Source organism: Nocardioides sp. CPCC 205120 (assembly GCF_048654585.1).
In the GTDB taxonomy this organism is placed as follows: domain Bacteria; phylum Actinomycetota; class Actinomycetes; order Propionibacteriales; family Nocardioidaceae; genus Nocardioides.
Genome location: NZ_JBMCYY010000002.1, coordinates 726160 through 748156, shown reverse-complemented (window position 1 = coordinate 748156; position 21997 = coordinate 726160). Strand labels below are relative to the sequence as shown.

The following is a 21997-nucleotide window of genomic DNA, read 5'->3' as shown; positions in this document are numbered from 1 at the left end:
ACGTGTGAGCCACGAGACATTCGCGGCCAGGTGATCCATGATTCCGGCCATGGTTGGTCTCCCCGTCGACGGTGGCGTCGCGTTCCCCGACCCGGTGCCGCAGGACTGGCGCTTCCCGCGGTCGGTGGCCGGGGTGGCCGTCCTGCTCGACTGGGCGCGCTCCCGCGGGCTCGACGCGGGCGAGCTGCTGCGGGGCACCGGCCTGGCCGTCGCCGACGTCCGCGTCGGCCCGGCGGGGGAGCGGGAGGTCACCGCCGACCAGGAGCTCACCGTCGTGCGCGCGCTGCTGCGCCACCTCCGCGGCAGCGCCCCCACGGGGCAGGGCGGGCAGGGCGGGGAGGGCGGGCAGGGCGGGGACGCCCGGCTCGGCGCCGAGGTCGGCGGCGCCTACCACCTCAGCTCGTTCGGGATCTTCGGGTTCGCGCTGCTCGCGAGCCCCACGCTGGCCGACGCCGTCACGATGGCCACGCGCTACCTCGACCTCAGCTTCACCTTCGCCCTGCCGCGCGCCGAGCTGGTGCCGGCCGCCGGCGGCGGGTCGTCGGAGGGCGCCGTGCGCGTCGTCGTCGACGGCACGACGCTGCCCGCCGACGTGCGGGCCTTCCTCGTCGCCCGCGACGCGGTCGCCATCGCGACCGCCCTCACCGAGCTCCTGCCCGACATGCCCGTGCGCACCCAGCACTCCGAGGAGCGCGCCGAGATCACCTTCGCCGCCCACCACCTCGCCCGGAGCCTCCCGCAGGGCAACCCGCAGACGGTCGCGGTCTGCGAGGGCCTGTGCGCCGACCTGGTGTCGCGCCGCCGCGCCCGCACCGGGGTGGCGCAGGAGGTGCGGGTGCTCGTCGCCCAGGAGCTCTCCGCCGGCGCCCCCGCGTCCGCGGTGGCCGCGCGGCTGGGGCTGAGCGAGCGCACGCTGCGCCGGCGGCTGGCGGGGGAGGGCACGTCGTACTCCGAGCTGCTCGACGAGGTGCGCAGCACGCTCGCGGCCGAGCTGCTGGCCACCACCCTCAGCCTCGACGACGTGGCGCTGCGGCTGGGGTACGCCGAGGCGTCGAGCTTCATCCACGCGCACCGGCGGTGGACCGGGCGGACCCCGCGCCAGCGACGCTGAGGGGTGCGAGAGGGGCACTCACCGGGGGCCCGGCAGGATGGGAGGCATGGAATTCCGTCACCTCGGCCGATCCGGCATGCAGATCTCCGCCATCACCTACGGCAACTGGCTGACCCACGGGTCCCAGGTGGAGAACGACATCGCCACCCGGTGCGTCCACAAGGCGCTCGACCTGGGCATCACCTCCTTCGACACCGCCGACGTCTACGCCAACGGCAAGGCGGAGACGGTGCTCGGCGAGGCCCTCAAGGGCCAGCGCCGCGAGTCGCTGGAGATCTTCACGAAGGTCTACTGGCCCGTCGGCCCCGACCCCAAGGGCAAGAACGACACCGGCCTGTCCCGCAAGCACGTCATGGAGTCGATCGACGCGTCGCTGCGCCGCCTGCAGACCGACTACGTCGACCTCTACCAGGCCCACCGCTTCGACTCCTTCACCCCGCTGGAGGAGACGATGCAGGCGTTCGCCGACATCGTCCACGCGGGCAAGGCCCACTACATCGGCGTCAGCGAGTGGACCCCGGAGCAGATCCGGGCCGCCCACGCGCTCGCGCAGGAGCTGCGGATCCCGCTGGTCTCCAGCCAGCCGCAGTACTCGATGCTCTGGCGGGTCATCGAGGACGAGGTCGTGCCGACCTGCGCCGAGCTCGGCATCGGCCAGATCGTCTGGTCGCCCATCGCCCAGGGCGTGCTGACCGGCAAGTACGTGCCGGGCCAGCCGCTGCCCGAGGGCTCGCGGGCCACCGACGAGTCCGGCGGCGCCAACATGATCAAGCGCTTCATGAACGACGAGACGCTCACCGCCGTGCAGGAGCTCAAGCCGGTGGCCGACGACCTCGGCCTCACCATGGCCGCGCTCGCCATCGCCTGGGTGCTGCAGAACGACAACGTCTCCGCCGCCATCGTGGGCGCGTCGCGCCCCGAGCAGCTCGAGGACAACGTCAAGGCCGCGGGCGTCACCATCCCCGAGGACGCCCTCGCCCGGATCGACGAGGTGCTCGGCGGTGTCGTCACCCGTGACGGCGCGCTGGTCGCCGAGTCGACGCCGAAGCAGCGCCTGGTCTGAGACCCCTTCGCGCGACCCCCTCGCGCGACCCCGTCCCGCGCCCGTCCGGTCACCCCGGGCGGGCGCGGGCGCGTCGGGCGCCGGAGGCGCTAGGATCGCGCCCGTGACGACCTGCTCCCTGCTCCTTACCCCGCCGCGCTGACCGTCCAGGTCGCGCGGCAACCCCTCGGCCCGCGAGGGGTTTTTTCATGTCGGGAGCAGGGACTTCGAGGAGAGCGAGAGATGAGCGAGACGCACGCGGACGAGCGCGAGACCTACGACCCGGCAGCACTGCAGGCCAAGTGGCTGCCGGTGTGGGAGGCCCTCGACCCCTTCCGTGCCGACGACGCGCTCGTCGACGCCGGTGAGCGCGAGAAGCGCTACGCCCTGACGATGTTCCCCTACCCCTCGGGCGACCTGCACATGGGCCACGCCGAGGTCACGGCGCTGCACGACGTGCTCGCCCGCTACTGGTGGCAGCGCGGCTACGAGGTGCTCAACCCCATCGGCTGGGACTCCTTCGGCCTGCCGGCGGAGAACGCGGCGATCAAGCGCGACGAGCACCCCGCGACGTACACCTACGCCAACATCGAGACCCAGGCCGGCTCGTTCCGCAAGTACGGCCTCAGCTTCGACTGGTCGCGGCGTCTGCACACCTCCGACCCGGAGTACTACCGCTGGACGCAGTGGCTCTTCCTGCGCTTCCGCGAGCGCGGCCTGGCCTACCGCAAGGCCAGCCCCGTCAACTGGTGCCCCAACGACCAGACCGTGCTGGCCAACGAGCAGGTCGTCGACGGTGCCTGCGAGCGCTGCGGCGCCGTGGTGACCAAGCGCGAGCTGACGCAGTGGTACTTCAAGGTCACCGACTACGCCCAGCGCCTGCTCGACGACATGGCGCAGCTGGAGGGCCGCTGGCCCGAGCGCGTCCTGACCCTGCAGCGCAACTGGATCGGCCGCTCCGAGGGCGCGCACGTCGACTTCGACCTGCACCTGGCGGACGGCTCGACGCGCGTCGTGACCGTCTACACGACCCGCCCCGACACGCTGTTCGGCGCGACGTTCATGGTCGTCGCCGCCGACGCCAAGCTGGCCGCCGAGGTCGTCGCCCCCGAGCAGGCGGACGCGCTCGCGGCGTACCTGGAGGAGACCCGCAAGGCCTCCGACATCGACCGCCTGGCCACCGACCGGCCCAAGACGGGCGTGCCGCTGGGCATCACCGTCACCAACCCGGTCAACGGGGAGCGGCTGGACGTGTACGCCTCCGACTACGTGCTGGCCGACTACGGCACCGGCGCCGTGATGGGCGTGCCCGCCCACGACCAGCGCGACCTCGACTTCGCGAAGGCGATGGGCCTGCCCGTGCGTCGCGTCATCGACACCGGCGCGGACGACCCGGCGGAGACCTTCGTGGCCACCACCGGCGACGGCACCTACGTGAGCTCGGGGCCGCTGGACGGGCTGAGCGACAAGGCCACCGGCATCCGCACCATCCTCGAGCAGCTAGAGGCCGACGGCACCGGTCGCGGCGCGGTCAACTTCCGCCTGCGCGACTGGCTGCTGAGCCGCCAGCGCTTCTGGGGCGCGCCCATCCCCATCGTGCACTGCCCCGACTGCGGCGAGGTCCCGGTGCCCGACGACCAGCTGCCGGTCGTGCTGCCCGACCTCAAGGGCGCCGACCTCAAGCCCAAGGGCTCCTCGCCGCTGGCGGCGGCGCGTGACTGGGTCGAGGTGCCGTGCCCGGCCTGCGGCGGCCCGGGCGAGCGGGACACCGACACGATGGACACGTTCGTCGACTCGTCCTGGTACTACCTGCGCTACTGCTCGCCGGGCTTCACCGACGGCGCCTTCGACCCCGCGGACCTGAAGCGCTGGGGTCCGGTGGACCAGTACGTCGGCGGTGTCGAGCACGCGGTCCTGCACCTGCTCTACAGCCGGTTCTTCACCAAGGTCCTGCACGACATGGACCTGCTCGACTTCACCGAGCCGTTCACCTCCCTGCTCAACCAGGGCGTGGTGATCAACCAGGGCAAGAAGATGAGCAAGTCGCTGGGCAACGGCGTCAACCTGGGCGAGCAGCTCGACGAGTTCGGCGTCGACGCCGTGCGCCTGACCCTGGTCTTCGCCGGCCCGCCGGAGGACAACATCGACTGGGCGGACGTGTCGCCCTCGGGCTCGCTGAAGTTCCTGGCGCGCGCCTGGCGCCTCGCCGGTGACGTCACGTCCGAGCAGGGTGCCGACGCCGCGCAGGGCGACGTGGCACTGCGCCGCGTCACCCACCGCACGCTGCACGACGCGGCGGCGCTGGTGGAGGGCATGCGGTTCAACGTGGTCGTGGCCCGCACGATGGAGCTCGTCAACGCCACGCGCAAGGCGATCGACTCGGGCTGCGGCCCGGCCGACCCCGCCGTGCGCGAGGCCGCCGAGGCCGTCGCGATCCTGCTCTCGCTCGTCGCGCCGTACACGGCCGAGGAGATGTGGGAGCGCCTGGGCCACGAGCCCACCGTGGCCCGCGCCGGCTGGCCCGCGGTCGACGAGGCGCTGCTCGTCGAGGAGTCGGTCACCGCGGTCGTGCAGGTGCAGGGCAAGGTGAAGGCCCGCCTGGAGGTCGCGCCCGACGTCAGCGAGGCCGACTTGGAGGCCGCGGCGCTCGCGGACCCCGCGGTCGTCGCCGCGATCGGTGACAAGTCGGTGCGCAAGGTGATCGTGCGGGCCCCGAAGCTCGTCAACCTGGTCGTCGGCTGAGGTCGTGACGGTGAGCGGCGGCGGTGACGAGCGGACCGGCGGGTCCACCGGTGACGGGCGCCGGGTGGCGGTCGTCACCGACTCCACCGCCCAGCTCGACCTGACCACGGCCCGCGAGCTCGGCGTGACCGTCGTACCGCTGCAGGTGGTGGTCGACGACGAGGTGCACGACGAGGGCGCGGAGGGGTACGACGCCGGCCGGGTCGCCGAGGCGCTGCGGGCCCGCGCGTCGGTCAGCACGTCGCGCCCCGGCCCCGCGGTGCTCGCGCAGGTCTACCGCGACCTCGCCGAGCAGGGGTACGACGAGGTGCTCTCCGTCCACCTCTCGGGCGCCGTGAGCGGCACCCACGAGTCGGCCGTGCTGGCCGGGCGGCAGGTCGACCTGCGGGTCGTCACCGTCGACACCCGCCAGGTCGGACCGGCGACGGGGTACGCCGTGGAGACGGCCGTCGAGCGCCTGCGGGCGGGCGCGAGCATCGAGCAGGCGGCCGCGGCGGCGCGCGAGCGCGCGGACGCCGCCACGTCGCTGTTCTACGTGCACACGCTGGAGTACCTGCGGCGCGGTGGCCGTGTCGGCGCCGCCGCCGCCCTGCTCGGCGGCGTGCTGGCCGTCAAGCCGATCCTCACCATCGCCGACGGCACGGTGGCGAGCCGGGAGAAGGTGCGCACCGCGTCCAAGGCCCTGGCCCGCCTCGCGGACCTGGCGGTCGAGGCGGCCGGGGACCGCCCGGTGGACGTCGGCGTGGCCCACCTCGCCAACCCCGAGCCGGCCGGCAGCCTGGCCGAGCAGCTGGCGGAACGCCTGGCGGAGCAGCTCGAGGACCGGCCCGTGCGGTGCGGCGAGCTGAGCGCCGTGCTGGGCGTGCACGCCGGACCCGGCACGGTCGCGGTCTGCGTGGCCCCCCGCACCGGCCCCGCCTGAGCCACCGTTCGTCCCCAGGGCGCCGGCCGCGACCGCTCGTCCACAGACCGTCGGCGCCCCGCTGCGCCGAGCCCCGGTCCTTCCTAGCGTCGCCCCCATGCGCGTGCGACGACCCGAGCTCGACCCCGAGGTCCTGCGGTCCCGGCTCCAGCCGGGGGCGCTGCTCGACGACCACACCCGGATCAGCGCCGGCCGGTGGGACCGGATGGGCGCGGCGACGGCGCCCGGCGACGCGGCCCCGGGCCGGTCCGACCCCCGCGACGACGGGCCCCCGGCGCTGCCCGTGCCCGGGCGCCACGCGGCGGCCCCGGCGCCGCGGCGGGTCCTCCCCGTGCCCGACGGCCTGCGGGGACGGGTCGCGGTCGGCCCGGGCCAGGTGGCGGTGCTGGCCGTCGTCGTCGCGGTGGCGCTCGCGCTGCTCGCCTGGTGGGTGCTCGCCTCCCGCCCGACCGAGGTGGCGGCGCCGCGGGCCGCGACCACCGAGGTGGCCGGCACCCCGATGGCGCCCGCCGACGGCACGGCGGCTCCGGGAGCGGCGGCCGGGGCGTTCCCGGCGGGGCCCCGGGCTCGACCTCCGGGGCCGGTACGGCGGACCCCGCCGCCGCGCCCGCGGCGACGGGCGAGCTGGTGGTGCACGTCGCCGGGAAGGTGGCGCGCCCGGGGATCGTGGTGCTGCCGGCAGGCTCCCGCGTGGCCGACGCCGTCGAGGCGGCCGGGGGGGCCCCGCCCGACGTCGACCTCACCGGGGTGAACCTCGCCCGGCCCCTCGTGGACGGCGAGCAGGTGCTCGTCGGGGTGGAGGGCGCCCCCGCCGCGCCCCCGCCGGGAGTCGGGGGCGCAGGGGGCGCGCCCGGTGCCCCGGCCGCGGGCGGACTGGTGGACCTCAACACCGCCGACGAGGCGGCGCTCGACACGCTGCCCGGCGTCGGGCCGGTCACCGCCCAGGCGATCGTCGAGTGGCGCGCGAGCAACGGCGGGTTCACCTCCGTCGACGAGCTCGTCGAGGTCGACGGGATCGGGGAGGCCACCCTGGCCCGCCTCGCCCCGCTCGTGACGGTCTGAGGGGTGGCGGGCTCCGGGGCCGGCGGCGCTCCCGGTGACGACGGGTCGGTCTCGGCGCCCCCGGACCTGCGCGCCCCCGCGCTCGGCCTGGCGGCGTGGGTGGGCGCGCTGGTCGGCCTGATCGTCCCCGGCGGGCGCACCGTGCCGGCCGTCGCCGGGCTGGGCCTGCTGGTCGCGTTGACGACGGCCCTGCTGGTGCGCCGCGGGGCCGACCGGAGAGCCACCGTCCGCACCGCGGGTGCCCTGCTGGGCGTCGCCGTCGTGGCGTGCGTGGTCGCGACGGTCCACCGGGTCGACGCGGGCACGGGCCCGGTGGCCGAGCTGGCGGCCGAGCGCGCCAGCGTCCGCGGCGAGCTGGTCGTCACGGGTGACCCGCGGCTGCGCCAGGGCCGGTTCAGCGACTACGTCGTGCTCCGCGGCCGGCTCGAGGAGGTCACCGGACGCGGCCGCACCCACGCGGTGGCGGCCGGCGTGCTCGTCATCGCCTCGCCCGCGTGGGAACGGGTCGAGCTGGGCGCGCGCCTCGCCGTCGCGGGCCGCCTCGCCGAGCCCGACGGGGGCGACCTGGCGGCGGTGCTGCAGGCCCGCGGCGACCCCGACGTGCGCGAGGCGCCCGACGCGTGGTGGGACGGCGCCGCCGCCGTCCGGCGGGCCCTGCGCGCCAGCGTCGCGCACCGGCCGCCGGAGCAGGCCGTGCTCGTGCCCTCGCTGGTGGTGGGGGACGACGCCGGCCTCGACCCCGCGGTGGCGGACGACTTCGCGACGACCGGCCTCACCCACCTGCTGGCGGTCTCGGGCACCAACCTCACCCTCATCGTCGGGTTCCTGCTGGTGCTGGGGCGCTGGGTGGGCGTCCGCGGCCGGGGGCAGCTCGTCGTGGCCGTGCTGGGGATCGTCGGGTTCGTGCTGCTGGCCCGCACGGAGCCCAGCGTGGTGCGCGCCGCCGCGATGGGCACCGTGGCGCTCGTCGGGCTGGGACGCAACGGCCTGCAGCGCGGCACCCGCAGCCTGGGCGTGGCCGTCGTCGCCCTCCTGCTGGTGCAGCCGTGGCTGGCCCTTACGGCGGGCTTCGCGCTCTCCGTGCTCGCCACCGCGGGCATCCTCCTGCTCGCGCCCGCCTGGCGCGACGCGCTGGCCACCTGGCTGCCGCGGTGGGTCGCGGAGGCGGTCGCCGTCCCGGCCGCCGCCCAGCTCGCCTGCACGCCGCTCGTGGCGGGCATCTCGGGCGAGGTCAGCCTCGTGGCGGTGCTCGCGAACGTGCTCGTCGCCCCGGTGGTCGGGCCCGCGACGGTGCTCGGCCTCACCGGGGGCCTGGTGGGTCTCGTCGTCCCGCCGCTGGCCCGGGTGCCGGGCACCGTGGCCGCCTGGTGCGTCGGGTGGGTGATCGCGGTCGCCCGCGCCGGCGCCGACCTGCCCGCCGCAGCACTGTCGTGGGGCAGCTCGGCCGGGGCGGTCACCCTCCTGACGCTGTTGTGCGCCGCCGCCGTCCCCCTGGCCCCGGCCCTGCTACGCCGTCGGCGCGCGGTCGCCGCGACCTGCGTGGCCGTCGGTCTCGTGGTGCTGGTGCGCCCGCCGACGCCGGGGTGGCCACCGGGGGACTGGGTGGTGGTGGCCTGCGACGTCGGCCAGGGGGACGCGCTGGTTCTGCGCGCGGGTCCGGGGGAGGCGGTGGTGGTCGACGCCGGCGGCGACCCGGCGGCGGTCGACGCGTGCCTCGACGACCTCGGGGTGACGGCGGTGCCGCTGCTCGTCGTTACCCACTTCCACGACGACCACGCCGGCGGAGTGGCGGGCGTGCTCGCCGACCGGGCGGTCGGTGCGATCGACGTCAGCCCGCTGGCCTCGCCCGCCTCGGCCGCCTCGGAGGTACGCCGGCTCGCCGTCGCCCGGGGCGCCGCGGTCGCCGTACCGGCCCACGGGAGCGTGCGACGCGTCGGCGACGTGCGCCTCGAGGTGCTGTGGCCCGCGCCGGGCACGGTGCCCGCGGGCGGGCCGTCCGGCGGCGAGGGGCCCGGGGAGGGCGAGGAGGGCGACGGGGCCAACGACGCGAGCCTGGTGCTCCTGGCGGAGGTGCGCGGGGTGCGGGTGCTGCTGACGGGCGACGTCGAGCCGCCCGCCCAGCGGCGGCTGCTGCGCCTGCTCGCGGCCCGCGACGGGGGAGGTGGTCTCGACGTCGACGTGCTGAAGGTGCCCCACCACGGCAGCCCCCACCAGCACCTGGGGCTGCTCACGGCCGTGCGGCCGGAGGTGGCCCTCGTCAGCGTCGGGGCCGACAACACCTACGGCCACCCGGCGCCCGCCGTCCTGCACGCGCTGGAGGGCGCGGGGGCCCGGGTGCTGCGCACGGACCTGCTCGGCAACCTCGCCGTGACGGTCGACGACGAGGGCCTCGCGACGACCTCCCGGCGGGGGTGAGGGACGGGGTCGAGGGGCGGGGCAGGACGGTTCCGGGACCGTCGGCGCGCTGTGGCAGGCTGCCGCCATGCCCCCGCGGTCCCGAGCCTCAGCCCCTGCCTCGACCTCGGCGCCCTCGGCCGCCGACGTGCTCGGGCGGATCGTGCTGGTCACGGGCAAGGAGGAGTTCCTCAACGAGCGCACCGTCGTCGCCGTGCGCGCCGCCGTGCGCGGCCACGACGCCGAGGCGGAGCTCTCCGAGTGCGCGGCCTCCGAGCTGACGATGGGCACCCTCGGCGAGCTCGCGGCGCCCTCGCTCTTCTCGACCACGCGCTGCGTGGTCGTCCGGGCGCTGGAGAACCTGCCCGACGAGTCCGTCGACGGGCTGCTGACCTACGCGGCCTCCCCGGCCGACGACGTGGCCATCGTGCTCGTGCACTCCGGCGGCCCGAAGGGCAGCGGCACGCTGACGAAGCTGCGCAAGCTGGCGACCGTCACCGAGGTGAAGTCGGCCGAGCTGCGTGCCCACGAGCTGCCCCGCTACGTCGCCGGCGAGGTGCGCGCCGCGGGCGGCTCGATCGACGAGCCCGCGGCCGAGGCCCTGGTGCAGGCGGTCGGCAACGACCTGCGGGCGCTCAGCGCCGCCGCGAGCCAGCTGGTCAGCGACTTCGCGGGCCAGCGCATCGACGCGGAGAAGGTGGGCCGCTACTTCGGTGGCCGGGCCGAGGCCACGTCGTTCGCGGTGGCCGACCACGCGTACGGCGGGCGCCGCGCCAAGGCGCTGGAGGAGCTGCGCTGGGCGATGGACACGGGCACCGCGCCGGTCCTCGTCACCTCGGCGTTCGCCGCCGGCGCGCGCGGGCTGGCCCGCTTCCGGTCCGCGCCCCGGGGCCTGCGCGAGGCCGACCTCGCCCGCGAGGTGGGCGTGCCGCCGTGGAAGCTGCGCACGCTGCGCGACCAGGCCCGCGGCTGGGACGACGACGCGCTGCGCGCCGCGATCCGCGCCGTCGCCTCCGCCGACGCCGACGTGAAGGGCGCCGGGGGCGACGCGGCGTACACGCTGGAGCGGCTCGTCCTCACCGTCGCCGACCTGCGCGGTCGTTAGAGGGCGCCGACCCCGGGTACGCCGAAGGGCGCCGACCCCCGGAGGGGTCGACGCCCTGTGCGTACGACGACGTCGAGCGGCGCGGTGCGCCGGCTCGGAGTGCGGGTCAGAGGGAAGCGGAGCGCTTCGCGATGGCCGACTTGCGGTTCGCGGCCTGGTTGGCGTGGATGACGCCCTTGGACGCGGCCTTGTCGAGCTTGCGGGACGCCTCGCGACCCAGCTGGACGGCCTGGTCCTTGTCGCCGGACTCGGCCGCCTCGCGGAACTTGCGGACCGCGGTCTTCAGGGCGGACTTGACCGACTTGTTGCGCTCGTGGCGCAGCTCGTTCTGTCGGTTGCGCTTGATCTGGGACTTGATGTTGGCCACTGTGCGCCTCTGCCTTCGGTGCTCGTCGTCGGGTACGTCGTACGGGGGGCGGCCGGCGCTCACCCCATGAGGGCAGGAGCAGCCAGACACGCGAGGGGAGAAACTACCAGCGCGACGGCGGCCGCCTCAAATCGGTGACCCGCGGCGCGCCACCGAGCGCCGGTTGTGACGGCGCCCCCACGGGATGGGAGGATCGGTCGGTGCCTGTTACGCCTGCGTCCGCCGTGCCCCAGCCGGGGCGCACCGACCCCGCGATCATCCGCAACTTCTGCATCATCGCGCACATCGACCACGGCAAGTCGACCCTCGCCGACCGGATGCTGCAGCTGACCGGCGTCGTGGGCGAGCGTGAGGCCAAGGCGCAGTACCTCGACCGGATGGACATCGAGCGCGAGCGCGGCATCACCATCAAGTCGCAGGCCGTGCGGATGCCCTGGACGGTCACCGAGGAGGCGACCGAGCGGCACGGCATCGATGCCGGCCCCGGCACCTACGTGCTCAACATGATCGACACCCCCGGGCACGTCGACTTCACCTACGAGGTCTCCCGCTCGTTGGAGGCCTGCGAGGCGGCGATCCTGCTGGTCGACGCGGCGCAGGGGATCGAGGCGCAGACGCTCGCGAACCTCTACCTGGCCATGGGCGCCGACCTGCACATCATCCCGGTGCTCAACAAGATCGACCTGCCGTCGGCCAACGTCGACAAGTACGCCCTCGAGCTGGCGAACCTCGTCGGCTGCGAGCCGGAGGACGTGCTCCTGACCTCCGCCAAGACCGGCGTCGGGGTGGAGGCGCTGCTCAACGAGATCGTCAAGCAGGTCCCGGCCCCCGTCGGCGACGCCGACGCGCCGGCGCGGGCGTTGATCTTCGACTCCGTCTACGACACCTACCGCGGCGTCGTCACCTACGTGCGGGTGGTCGACGGCTCGCTCAAGCACCGCGACCGGATCAAGATGATGTCGAGCGGCGCCGTGCACGAGATGCTCGAGGTCGGCGTGATCAGCCCCGAGCCGCTCAAGGCCGGCGAGCTCGGCGTCGGCGAGACCGGCTACCTGATCACCGGCGTGAAGGACGTCCGTCAGTCCCGCGTCGGCGACACCGTCACCAGCCAGCACCACGGAGCCACCGACCCGCTCGGTGGCTACGCGCACCCCACCCCGATGGTCTACGCCGGGCTCTACCCGATCGACGGCGACCAGTACCCCGAGCTGCGCGACGCGCTGGAGAAGCTGCAGCTCAACGACGCCTCGCTGGCCTACGAGCCGGAGACGTCCGGGGCGCTCGGGTTCGGCTTCCGCTGCGGCTTCCTGGGCCTGCTGCACATGGAGATCACCCGCGAGCGGCTCGAGCGGGAGTTCAACCTCGACCTGATCTCGACCGCGCCCAACGTGGTCTACGAAGTCGTCATGGAGGACGGCACCCAGCTGACGGTCACCAACCCCAGCGAGTACCCCGACGGCAAGATCCACGAGGTCCGCGAGCCGGTCGTGTCCGCCACGATCCTCGCCCCGTCCGACTACATCGGCACGATCATGGAGCTCTGCCAGGCCAAGCGCGGCACCCTGCTCGGCATGGACTACCTGTCCGAGGACCGCGTGGAGATGCGCTACACGCTGCCGATGGGCGAGATCGCCTTCGACTTCTTCGACCAGCTGAAGTCGAAGACCAAGGGCTACGCCTCGCTCAACTACGAGCGGTCCGGCGACCAGACCGCAGACCTGGTGAAGGTGGACATCCTGCTGCAGGGCGAGCCGGTGGACGCCTTCTCCGCGATCGTGCACCGCGACGCGGCCTACGGCTACGGCGTGATGATGGCCGGCAAGCTCAAGGAGCTCATCCCGCGCCAGCAGTTCGAGGTGCCCATCCAGGCCGCCATCGGCGCCCGTGTCATCGCCCGCGAGAACATCCGCGCCATCCGCAAGGACGTGCTCGCGAAGTGCTACGGCGGCGACATCAGCCGCAAGCGCAAGCTGCTGGAGAAGCAGAAGGAGGGCAAGAAGCGCATGAAGATGGTCGGTCGCGTGGAGGTCCCCCAGGAGGCGTTCGTGGCCGCGCTGTCGACCACCCAGGCGGCGGAGAAGACGAAGAAGTGAGCACGGTCGTCCCGACCCGCGCCCGGGTCGAGGAGGTCGCGGCGGCGATCGCGCCGTACGTGCGGCGCACCCCCGTCCTCGACGTCGACGTCGAGGGGCAGCTCGTGACGCTCAAGCTCGAGCTGCTGCAGCACGCGGGCTCGTTCAAGCCGCGCGGTGCCTTCGCGTCCGTCCTCGCCGCCCCCGAGACGCCGGCGCGGCTGGTGGCGGCCTCGGGCGGCAACCACGGGCTCGCCGTCGCCTACGTCGGCGCCACGCTCGGCATCCCGGCCGAGGTCTTCGTGCCCGCCACCGCCCCCGCGGTCAAGGTCGCGGGCCTGCGCGCCCGCGGTGCGCACGTCCACCTCGTCGGCACGACGTACGCCGAGGCCTACGCCGCCAGCCTCGAGGCCGCCGCCGCGCCCGGGGCCCTCGCCCTCCACGCGTACGACGCGCCCCTCACCGTCACCGGGCAGGGCACGCTGGCCCGCGAGCTCGAGCAGCAGGTCGCCGACGGCGCCGTCGGCGACCGCCTCGACACCGTGCTCGTGGCCGTCGGGGGCGGCGGTCTGGCGGGCGGCGTCGCCGCCTGGTTCGCCGGTACGACGACCCGCGTCGTCGCCGTGGAGCCCGTCGGCTGCCCGACCCTCCACGCCGCGCTCGCCGCCGGCGAGCCGGTCGAGGTCACCCCGTCCGGCCTCGGCGCCGACTCGCTCGGCGCCTCCCGCATCGGCGAGATCGGGTTCGCCGCCCTGCGGGACGCGACGTCGGTGCTCGTCACCGAGGACGCGATCCGCGAGGCCCGCTCGTGGCTGTGGGCCCAGACCCGGCTGGCCACCGAGCCCGGTGGTGCAGCGGCGCTGGCGGCCCTGCGCTCGGGTGCCTACGTGCCGGCCTCCGACGAGCGGGTCGCCGTCGTCGTGTGCGGCGGCAACGGCGACCCCGCCGAGCTCTGAGGACGCGCTCGACGGCGGGCCCGGCAGCGCTCGCCGGAGCCGGTCCCGCTCAGGGCGCCGTCCAGTACGGGTCGCGGCCCAGCCGCGCCAGCAGCCGCTCGGCCTCGGTGGCGTCCTCGCCCACCGCCACGGGTCCGGCACAGACGCCGGGGGAGTAGAGCGCGTCGCCCCACCCGTCCGCCCGGGCCCCGACCTCGCGGGCCTCGGCGTCACTGATCGGGTAGTCCTGCCCGGTCGCCCGCGCCACGTCCCAGCCGTGGACGACGAGGTCCCACGCGTAGAAGTCGCGCAGCGTCTCCCCGACGGTCGTCGGGCCGAAGTACCCCTCGAAGGCTCGCTCGGCGACCCCGTCGGCGGTGAGCACGTCGAGGACCGCCGCCGACCACGTCCGCCAGGTGGCGGCCGGGTCGCTCCCGGTCCCGGCGGTCGCAGTGGCGACCGCCGGCAGGTCGCCGGCGAGGTCGTGGCGCTCGAGGAATTCCCGCTCGGTGTCGACGACGTGGGCGACGACGTCGCGCACCGTCCAGCCCTCGCAGGGGGTGGGGGCGTCCCACCGCCCGCCGGTGGTGTCGACGCCGTCGAGCACGGCGGCGAAGCGGGCGGACTGGTCGCGGTAGTAGGCGGTGGTGGGGTGCAGCTCGCCTGGAGCAGCGGTGGCAGGGGCGGCGGCGGTGTCGGGGGCGCTCATGGGCGCGACGCTAGGGCCCGTCCCTGCGGCGGCTCTTGTGATAATCGGACACGTGGACGACGGGGGCGGCGACGGGGCCGTGGAGCGCGTGACGCCGATCGACCGCGCCCACCTCACGGGCGTGAGCCGGCCGACGCCCCCCATCCACCGCTACCTCCCCTCGCCCGACCTCGCGGACCTCGTGGACCGCTACTGGATCCCCGTGTGGTCGCTGCGCGAGCCGTCGACGCAGAGCACGCTGCAGCACCCGGTCTGCCTGCTCGTCGTCAGCGGCACCTACGCGCGCTGCTACGGGGTCTCCCGCGGCCTGTCCACGGTGGTGCTGGAGGGCGACGGGTACGCCGTCGGCGTCATGCTGCGGCCCGCGGCGGGGCGGCTCGTCCTGGGCCGTCCGGTCGGCGAGCTGGTCGACGGCTGGTGCGACCTCGCCGAGCTCGCGACGATGGACGGCGCGGCGCTGACCGCCGAGGTCCGGGCCGCCGTCGGCCCCGACCCCGGCGCGGAGAGCGGGCACCGGGCGGCGATCGCGGCGTACGAGCGGCGGCTGCGCACCCTCCTGCCCGTCGACCCGCAGGGCCTCCTCATCAACGAGGTCGTGGCCTGGCTCCAGGCCCACCCGGAGGTCACCCGCGTGAGCGAGGTGGCGGCCGCGCACGGCCTGGGGGAGCGGGCGCTGCACCGGCTCGTCGAGCAGCGGGTCGGGCTGTCGCCCAAGTGGCTGCTCCAGCGCCGGCGGCTGCACGACGCCGTCGTCGCGCTGAAGGCGGGCACCACCTCGCTGGCGGCGGTGGCCGCCGACCTGGGCTACACCGACCAGGCCCACTTCACCCGCGACTTCCGGTCGGTGACGGGCACGACCCCGGGGCGCTACCTCGCCGACCAGCCGGGCACCCGGTGACCCCGTTCGCCCTCCCGGCCGGGCTCGAGGCCCAGCGCGACGCCGGGGACGATCGCGCCGCGTGGCTCGACCTCCTCCCGCGCCGCACGAGCGACCTGCTGGCGGCCTGGGAGCTCGTCGTCGACGGGCCGGCGACGCACGGCGGGGACTCGCTCGTCGTCCCGGTGCGCACCCCGCGCCGGGAGCCGACGGTGCTCAAGCTGGGGTTCCCCGACGCCGCCTCCGAGCACGAGCACCTGGTGCTGCAGCGCTGGGGCGGCCGTGGTGCCGTGCGCCTGCTACGCGCCGACCCCGGACGGCGCGCCCTGCTGCTCGAGCGGGCCGGCCCCGAGGTGCTCGCCGACCTGTGGGACGTCGAGGCCTGCGAGGTGCTGGGCGGGCTCTACGGACTGCTGCACCGCCCGGCGCCGCCGCAGCTGCGCACGCTCCCGTCGTACGTCGGGGAGCGGGCCGCCGCGCTCGCCCGCGACGCCCGCTCGGTGCCCGTCCCGCGCCGCCTCGTCGAGCAGTGCCTGGCGCTGGCGCGCGACCTGGGGGCGGACCCGGCGAGCGCGGGCACCACCGTCCACGGCGACCTGCACCCCGGCAACGTGCTGGGCACCGACGAGCGCGGCTGGCTGGCGATCGACCCGGAGCCGCTGTCGGGGGACCCGCACTTCGAGCCCGAGCCCGCCCTGCGCCACGACTTCGAGCAGTACGGCGCGGTGCCCGGCGACTCGGTGCGCGACGGGATCCGGCGCCGCTTCCACACCCTCGTCGACGTGGCGGGGCTGGACGAGCACCGGGCCCGCGACTGGGTGGTCGTGCGCAGCGTCCTGGACGCGCACCGCCACGCGGGTGACCGCGAGCGGGTGACGCGCGCCGTCACCATCGCGAAGGCCGTGCAGGACTGACGCCGGGGTCCGCGCTCCTCGCGGCCCGCCTCAGTCCTCGGCGAGCAGGGCCTGCAGCGCCGCCCGGTGGCGCCGGTAGGCGGCGCGCCCGTCGCGGGTGAGCGAGTACGTCGTGCTCGACCCGCGGCCGCGGCCGGACTTGTGGATCTTCACGTAGCCCGCCGCCTCCAGCGCGGACATCTGCTTGGACAGGTCGGCGTCGGCGATGCCGAGGTGCTCCTTGAGGAACTGGAAGGTCACCTGGTCGGAGGAGGACAGCACCGCCATCGCCGCCAGGCGCTTGGGGGCGTGGATGACGGGGTCGAGGTCGCCCAGGGCGCCGGTGCTCACGCGAGGCGCTCCCGGACGGCGGTCGCGGCCCGGGCGTAGGCGACCTCGTAGAGCCACACGCCCGCTCCCACGAGGACGAACGCCACGGCCGCGCTGCCCCACCACGGGAGGGTGGCGACGGCGACGCCGATCGCGACGAGCACCACGGCGGCGCCCACGGCGTACTGGCGGTAGGCGGTCCGGATCTCCGGCGGCTTCGCGCCGCGCAGGGAGGGGACGGCGCCGTGGTAGCGGCTGTACCACCCGAAGAACCCGCCCACGAGCGCGGTGAGCAGGACTATCCCGAGGGTGAGCCACCAGCTCGACACGTCCTCGACGAGCGCGAGGTGCATGGCGGTGGTCATCCCCGCCGCCCAGGCGGGGACGACGAGGAAGTACCACCACGGGGTGGGCGGGTGGTCCACGTAGGGAGCGGCCTCGGCGCGCTCGAGGTCCCGCAGGCTGTTCCGGAGCTCTTCGCTTTCCATATCGGAAACCATAGGCAAAGCTTTCCGGTTGTGCAAGTGGAAAGTCGGCACTGGGCCGGAGGTTCGGCTACCGCGGGGTAGTGACGTGATCTAGGTTACGGAGGCAACCCCTCCGGGCCCGCGACCGAGGGCACGGCCCCGAGAAAGCAGGTACGCACGCAATGCCGATCAACCACGACGCCTCCTTCATCGAGCGCATGCCGCGCAACGTGGCGGTGCAGTTCCTCGACCGCGTCGAGCGGTCCGGTGACCGCGAGGCCTACCGCTTCCCGACCGCCGGCGACGACGGGTGGGACTCCGTCACGTGGCGCCAGGTGGGCGACCGGGTCAACCGCATGGCCGCCGGCCTGCTCTCCCTCGGGCTCGGGGCCGAGGAGCGGGTGGGCATCGCCTCGGCGACCCGCTACGAGTGGGTCCTCGCCGACCTCGCCGTCATGTGCGCCGGCGGCGCCACCACCACCGTCTACCCGACCACCAACGCCGACGACACGGCGTACATCGTGGCCGACGCCGACTGCCAGGTCGTCTTCGCCGAGGACGACGAGCAGGTCGCCAAGCTGCGGGCCCACCGTGACGAGATCCCCAGCGTCTCCAAGGTCGTCACCTTCACGGGCACGACCGACGGCGACTGGGTCATCGGGCTGGAGGACCTCGCCGTGCTCGGTGACGCCCTGCTGGCCGAGACGCCGGACGCGGTGCGCAAGGTCGCGGACTCCATCGAGCCCGAGGCACTGGCCACGCTCATCTACACCTCCGGCACGACGGGTCGTCCCAAGGGCGTGCGCCTGCAGCACCGGGCGTGGGTCTACGAGGGCGAGGCGATCCGCAGCCAGGGCATCCTCGACGAGACCGACCTGCAGTTCCTGTGGCTGCCGATGGCGCACTCGTTCGGCAAGGTGCTGCTGAGCACCCAGCTGGCCTGCGGCTTCGCCACCGCCATCGACGGCCGGGTCGAGCGCATCGTCGACAACCTGGGCGTCGTCAAGCCGACGTTCATGGGCGCCGCACCGCGCATCTTCGAGAAGGCGCACGGCAAGATCGTCACGATGCAGGCCGCCGAGGGCGGCGCCAAGGAGAAGATCTTCAAGAAGGCCTTCGAGGTCGGCCTCGAGGTCGAGCGCCGCAAGCGCGACGGCCGCTCGGTGCCGGTGGGCCTGAAGGTGCAGCACCGCCTGTTCGACCGCCTGGTGTTCTCGAAGGTGCGGGACCGCTTCGGCGGTCGCGTGCGGTTCTTCATCTCGGGCTCCGCGGCGCTGAACCGCGAGGTGGCGGAGTGGTTCAACGCCGCCGGCATCCTCGTGCTCGAGGGCTACGGCCTCACCGAGACCGCCGCGGGCGCCTTCGTGAACCACCCGGAGCAGAACAAGTTCGGCACCGTCGGCCACGTCTTCCCGGGCGGGGAGGTGAAGATCGCCGAGGACGGCGAGGTGCTCGTCAAGGGCCCGAACGTCATGCAGGGCTACCACAACCTGCCCGACAAGACGGCCGAGGCGCTCGACGCCGACGGCTGGCTGCACACCGGCGACATCGGCGAGCTCGACCAGGACGGGTTCCTCAAGATCACCGACCGCAAGAAGGACCTCTTCAAGACCTCCGGCGGCAAGTACATCGCGCCGTCGGCGATCGAGTCGCAGTTCAAGGCGCTGTGCCCCTACGCCAGCCAGTTCCTCGTCGTCGGCAACAACCGCAACTACGTGGTCGCCCTCATCACCCTCGACCCCGACCAGGTCGAGGGCTGGGCCGCCCAGAACGGCATGGAGGGCAAGCCGTACGCCGAGGTGGTCCGCTCCGAGGGGATGCAGGAGCTGGTCGCGGGGTACGTCGAGCAGCTCAACGCCCGCCTCAACCGCTGGGAGACGGTCAAGCGCTACGAGGTGCTCGACCACGACCTCACGATCGAGGCCGGCGAGCTCACGCCGTCGCTGAAGGTCAAGCGCCCGGTCGTGGAGGCCAACAACAAGAGCGTCATCGAGGGTCTCTACAGCTCCTGACGGCAGGGACAGGGCGTCCACAGGACGCGCACAGCACCGCGGGATCGGATGGGTGTCGGCGAACGCGCCGGCACCCATCCGCCTTCCTGCGAGGAGCACCGATGACCTCCACCCCGCACGACCACCCCCCGCACGACCACGACGAGCATCGCGAGGGCCTCGCGCACGACCTGCCCGTGATGCAGGACGCCGGCATGGTGCGGCGTCCCCTGGCCCGCCGCGGCGTGCTCGGCCTCCTCGGCGGCATCGGCGCCGTCACCCTCGTCGGGTGCGCGGGCGAGGCGGCCACGTCGGGCTCGTCGGGCACCGCGAGCAGCGCCGCGACGAGCGTCGGCGCGGCGGCCGGCTCCGGGGGCGGCCCCGGTGGCACCCCGCCGGCGGGTGGCCCGGGCGGGGGAGCAGGCGCCGTCAGCCAGGAGGGCCTCGACGACGGCGACATCCCCGAGGAGACGAACGGTCCCTACCCGGCCGACGGGAGCAACGGCGTCAACGTGCTCACCGCGTCGGGCATCGTGCGCCGCGACATCACCACCAGCTTCGGCGACGCGTCCGGTGTGGCCGAGGGCGTGCCCCTCACCATCGAGCTGAAGGTCTACGACAACGCCGCGGACGGCATCACGCCGTACGAAGGGGCAGCCGTCTACCTGTGGCACTGCGACCGCGACGGCGCGTACTCGCTCTACTCGTCGGGCATCGAGGGCGAGAACTACCTGCGCGGGGTGCAGGTGGCGCAGGCCGACGGGTCGCTGTCGTTCACCAGCATCTTCCCGGCGACCTACCCGGGCCGCTGGCCCCACCTGCACTTCGAGGTCTACCCGTCCGTCGACGACGCGACGAGCGCGAGCGGCAAGCTGCGCACCTCCCAGATCGCCTTCCCGCAGGACGTCTGCGACGAGGTCTACGGCACCACCCAGGGGTACGACGCGAGCGTCGGCAACCTCGCGCAGGTGAGCCTGGACTCGGACAACGTGTTCTCCGACGGCCACTCGCTGCAGATGGCCACGCTGACCGGCTCGGTCGCCGAGGGCTACGTGCTGCGTCTCAACGTGCCCGTCTGAGCCCGCTCTGGGAGACTGGGGGGATGCCCTCCACCCCTCCGCCCGGCGACCCGGTCCCCGTCGACGGCGCCCTGCCGGCGTCGGCGCTCGCGGGCCTGGGGGAGCGCACCCTCGCCTTCTACGTGCACGTCCCGTTCTGCCGGGTCCGGTGCGGCTACTGCGACTTCAACACCTACACGGCGACCGAGCTCGGCGGCCCCTCCGCGCCGCCCGGGGCGTCGCGCACGACGTACGCCGACGCGGCCGTCGCCGAGGTCCGCCTGGCCCGGCGGGTGCTGGGCGACGTCGACCGCCCCGTCGACACCGTCTTCTTCGGCGGCGGCACGCCGACCCTGCTGCCGCCCGAGCACCTGGTGCGGGTGCTGCGGGCGGTCGAGGACGAGTTCGGCCTGGCGCCGGGCGCCGAGGTGACCACCGAGGCCAACCCGGACTCGGTCTCGCGGGAGGACCTCGACGTGCTGCGCGCCGGCGGCTTCACCCGGCTCTCCTTCGGGGTGCAGTCGGTCGTGCCCCACGTGCTGCAGGTGCTCGAGCGCACCCACGACCCCGCCCGGGTGCCCGGCGTGGTGGCGGACGCCCGCGCCGCCGGGTTCGACGAGGTCAGCCTCGACCTCATCTACGGCACGGCGGGCGAGAGCCTCGCCGACTGGCGAGCCAGTCTCGACGCCGCGCTGGCCTGCGCGCCCGACCACGTGTCGGCGTACTCGCTCATCGTCGAGGACGGCACGGCGCTGGCCCGCCGCGTGCGGCGCGGCGAGGTCGCGGCCCCCGACGAGGACGACCTGGCCGACAAGTACCACCTCGCCGACGAGGTGCTCACCGCCGGCGGGCTCGACTGGTACGAGGTGTCGAACTGGTCGCGTCCCGGCAGCGAGTGCCGCCACAACATGGCCTACTGGCGCAGCGACGACTGGTGGGGGGTGGGCCCCGGCGCGCACTCCCACGTCGGCGGCGTGCGCTGGTGGAACGTGCGCCACCCCGCGCCGTACGCCGAGCGGCTGGCCGCGGGACGCTCCCCGGGGCACGAGCGGGAGCTGCTCGACGACGAGGTGCGCCGCGTCGAGCGGGTGCTGCTCGAGACGCGGCTGCGCGAGGGACTGGCGCTCGACGTGCTGGACGGCGACGGCCGGGAGGCCCTGCCCGACCTGGTGCGCCGCGGGCTCGTCGAGGCGGGCCCGCTCGACGGCGGACCCGCGGGACGGGTCGTGCTCACCCGCGAGGGACGCCTGCTGGCCGACGGCGTCGTGCGCGACCTGCTGGGCTGAGCGTTCCCGGCTGCGTCCACGGCTGCGTCCACGGCTGCGTCGCCGTCCCCGCCGTCCTCAGCGGATCAGGCGCAGCGTGAAGGGGTAGCGGTAGGTCTCGCCGGCGCTCGCCCGCATCGAGGCGACGATGACCAGCACGAGCAGCACGAGCAGCACGACCGCGGCGAGGGGGATCAGGAGCAGGACGCCGAGCCCGAGCGTGACGATGACGAACAGGATCGCCACGATCGAGGCGATCACGCTGTAGAGCAGCATCGACAGCTGGAAGTTGAGCGACTCCACCGCGTGCCGGCGCGCGAAGGGGGAGCGGCCGCGCACCAGCAGCACGATGAGCGGGGCGATGAAGCCGAACGCGAACCACGCGGTGACGAGCGCTCCGAGGTGGGCCGCGACGGCCCAGGCGCGGTCCTCCGACGGCGCGGGCACCTGGCCGGCGGGGTCGCCCGGGCCACCGCCGTACGGCGCGCCCCACCCGCCCGGGTCGCCCTGGCCCCAGCCCTGCTGGCCCTGGTCGGGCCGGCCCTGGTGACCGGGCTGAGCGGGCTGACCGGGGACGCCCCAGCCCGCGGGCTGGTCCTGGCTGTGGGGGCCGCCGGGCTGGTCGCCGTAGGTGCTCAAGGGAGTCTCCTGGTGC

General features: G+C 74.6%; 20 protein-coding genes. 15 read left to right on the top strand and 5 right to left on the bottom strand.

The features are described 5' to 3' along the window. Window positions 1-49: 49 nt before the first annotated feature. From ACOACO_RS14545 to holA, 8 genes are all read left to right on the top strand, one after another. Window positions 50-1111 (top strand): helix-turn-helix domain-containing protein, encoded by a 1062-nt coding sequence (locus ACOACO_RS14545; RefSeq protein WP_420296987.1) that lies wholly within the window; start codon window positions 50-52, stop codon window positions 1109-1111. A 46-nt stretch (window positions 1112-1157) separates the two neighbouring features. After that, on the top strand, window positions 1158-2174 hold the full coding sequence (locus tag ACOACO_RS14540; RefSeq protein WP_420296986.1) for an aldo/keto reductase family protein: 1017 nt from the start codon (window positions 1158-1160) through the stop codon (window positions 2172-2174). 222 nt (window positions 2175-2396) lie between these two features. After that, window positions 2397-4895 carry a leucine--tRNA ligase gene (gene leuS / locus ACOACO_RS14535; RefSeq protein ID WP_420296985.1) on the top strand — a complete coding sequence of 833 codons (2499 nt, stop codon included), beginning with the start codon at window positions 2397-2399 and terminating at the stop codon, window positions 4893-4895. 10 nt (window positions 4896-4905) lie between these two features. Beyond that, window positions 4906-5817 carry a DegV family protein gene (locus tag ACOACO_RS14530; RefSeq protein WP_420296984.1) on the top strand — a complete coding sequence of 304 codons (912 nt, stop codon included), beginning with the start codon at window positions 4906-4908 and terminating at the stop codon, window positions 5815-5817. A gap of 97 nt (window positions 5818-5914) precedes the next feature. Further along, complete coding sequence (locus ACOACO_RS14525) at window positions 5915-6568, top strand: hypothetical protein (protein WP_420297248.1); 654 nt, start codon at window positions 5915-5917, stop codon at window positions 6566-6568. Then, window positions 6466-6879: a helix-hairpin-helix domain-containing protein gene (locus ACOACO_RS14520; protein ID WP_420297241.1), complete on the top strand. Its 414-nt coding sequence runs from the start codon at window positions 6466-6468 to the stop codon at window positions 6877-6879. The genes ACOACO_RS14525 and ACOACO_RS14520 overlap by 103 nt, the downstream gene beginning before the upstream one ends. Window positions 6880-6882: 3 nt before the next feature. Beyond that, window positions 6883-9294 carry a ComEC/Rec2 family competence protein gene (locus ACOACO_RS14515; protein ID WP_420296983.1) on the top strand — a complete coding sequence of 804 codons (2412 nt, stop codon included), beginning with the start codon at window positions 6883-6885 and terminating at the stop codon, window positions 9292-9294. 67 nt (window positions 9295-9361) lie between these two features. After that, window positions 9362-10378 (top strand): DNA polymerase III subunit delta, encoded by a 1017-nt coding sequence (gene holA / locus ACOACO_RS14510; protein ID WP_420296982.1) that lies wholly within the window; start codon window positions 9362-9364, stop codon window positions 10376-10378. A gap of 106 nt (window positions 10379-10484) precedes the next feature. Here the strand turns inward: holA and rpsT are convergent, their stop codons facing one another. Beyond that, the gene (gene rpsT / locus ACOACO_RS14505) at window positions 10485-10745 is read right to left on the bottom strand and encodes a 30S ribosomal protein S20 (protein ID WP_420296981.1); all 261 of its coding nucleotides are present in this window, start codon (window positions 10743-10745) and stop codon (window positions 10485-10487) included. A gap of 200 nt (window positions 10746-10945) precedes the next feature. Here rpsT and lepA point away from each other — a divergent pair, with 200 nt between their 5' ends. After that, the gene (gene lepA, locus ACOACO_RS14500; RefSeq protein ID WP_420296980.1) at window positions 10946-12838 is read left to right on the top strand and encodes a translation elongation factor 4; all 1893 of its coding nucleotides are present in this window, start codon (window positions 10946-10948) and stop codon (window positions 12836-12838) included. Then, on the top strand, window positions 12835-13773 hold the full coding sequence (locus ACOACO_RS14495) for a serine/threonine dehydratase (RefSeq protein WP_420296979.1): 939 nt from the start codon (window positions 12835-12837) through the stop codon (window positions 13771-13773). Before lepA ends, ACOACO_RS14495 begins: the two co-directional genes overlap by 4 nt. Before the next feature lie 49 nt (window positions 13774-13822). Here ACOACO_RS14495 and ACOACO_RS14490 read toward each other — a convergent pair whose 3' ends face one another. Further along, window positions 13823-14461 carry a TIGR03086 family metal-binding protein gene (locus ACOACO_RS14490; protein ID WP_420296978.1) on the bottom strand — a complete coding sequence of 213 codons (639 nt, stop codon included), beginning with the start codon at window positions 14459-14461 and terminating at the stop codon, window positions 13823-13825. 52 nt (window positions 14462-14513) lie between these two features. Between ACOACO_RS14490 and ACOACO_RS14485 the strand changes: the two genes are divergently transcribed. Then, window positions 14514-15359 (top strand): helix-turn-helix domain-containing protein, encoded by an 846-nt coding sequence (locus ACOACO_RS14485; RefSeq protein WP_420296977.1) that lies wholly within the window; start codon window positions 14514-14516, stop codon window positions 15357-15359. Further along, window positions 15356-16252, top strand: coding sequence for an aminoglycoside phosphotransferase family protein (locus ACOACO_RS14480; RefSeq protein ID WP_420296976.1), 897 nt, complete (start codon window positions 15356-15358; stop codon window positions 16250-16252). Before ACOACO_RS14485 ends, ACOACO_RS14480 begins: the two co-directional genes overlap by 4 nt. A 30-nt stretch (window positions 16253-16282) precedes the next feature. Here the strand turns inward: ACOACO_RS14480 and ACOACO_RS14475 are convergent, their stop codons facing one another. Together ACOACO_RS14475 and ACOACO_RS14470 are read right to left on the bottom strand one after the other, a co-directional pair. Further along, a complete protein-coding gene (locus ACOACO_RS14475; protein WP_420296975.1) occupies window positions 16283-16582 on the bottom strand; it encodes a transcriptional regulator in 300 nt (99 codons plus the stop codon). Further along, the gene (locus ACOACO_RS14470) at window positions 16579-17049 is read right to left on the bottom strand and encodes a hypothetical protein (RefSeq protein ID WP_420296974.1); all 471 of its coding nucleotides are present in this window, start codon (window positions 17047-17049) and stop codon (window positions 16579-16581) included. The genes ACOACO_RS14475 and ACOACO_RS14470 overlap by 4 nt, the downstream gene beginning before the upstream one ends. Window positions 17050-17210: 161 nt before the next feature. Here ACOACO_RS14470 and ACOACO_RS14465 point away from each other — a divergent pair, with 161 nt between their 5' ends. The 3 genes from ACOACO_RS14465 (at window position 17211) to hemW (ending at window position 21363) form a co-directional block, all read left to right on the top strand. Further along, on the top strand, window positions 17211-19040 hold the full coding sequence (locus ACOACO_RS14465; protein WP_420296973.1) for an AMP-dependent synthetase/ligase: 1830 nt from the start codon (window positions 17211-17213) through the stop codon (window positions 19038-19040). Between the two features lie 101 nt (window positions 19041-19141). Further along, on the top strand, window positions 19142-20098 hold the full coding sequence (locus tag ACOACO_RS14460; RefSeq protein WP_420296972.1) for a 3,4-dioxygenase subunit beta: 957 nt from the start codon (window positions 19142-19144) through the stop codon (window positions 20096-20098). Window positions 20099-20121: 23 nt separating this feature from the next. Beyond that, complete coding sequence (gene hemW, locus ACOACO_RS14455; protein ID WP_420296971.1) at window positions 20122-21363, top strand: radical SAM family heme chaperone HemW; 1242 nt, start codon at window positions 20122-20124, stop codon at window positions 21361-21363. 57 nt (window positions 21364-21420) lie between these two features. On the opposite strand, the gene ACOACO_RS14450 is transcribed toward hemW, so the two are convergent. Continuing rightward, window positions 21421-21981: a DUF4870 domain-containing protein gene (locus ACOACO_RS14450; RefSeq protein ID WP_420296970.1), complete on the bottom strand. Its 561-nt coding sequence runs from the start codon at window positions 21979-21981 to the stop codon at window positions 21421-21423. Between the last annotated feature and the right edge of the window lie 16 nt (window positions 21982-21997).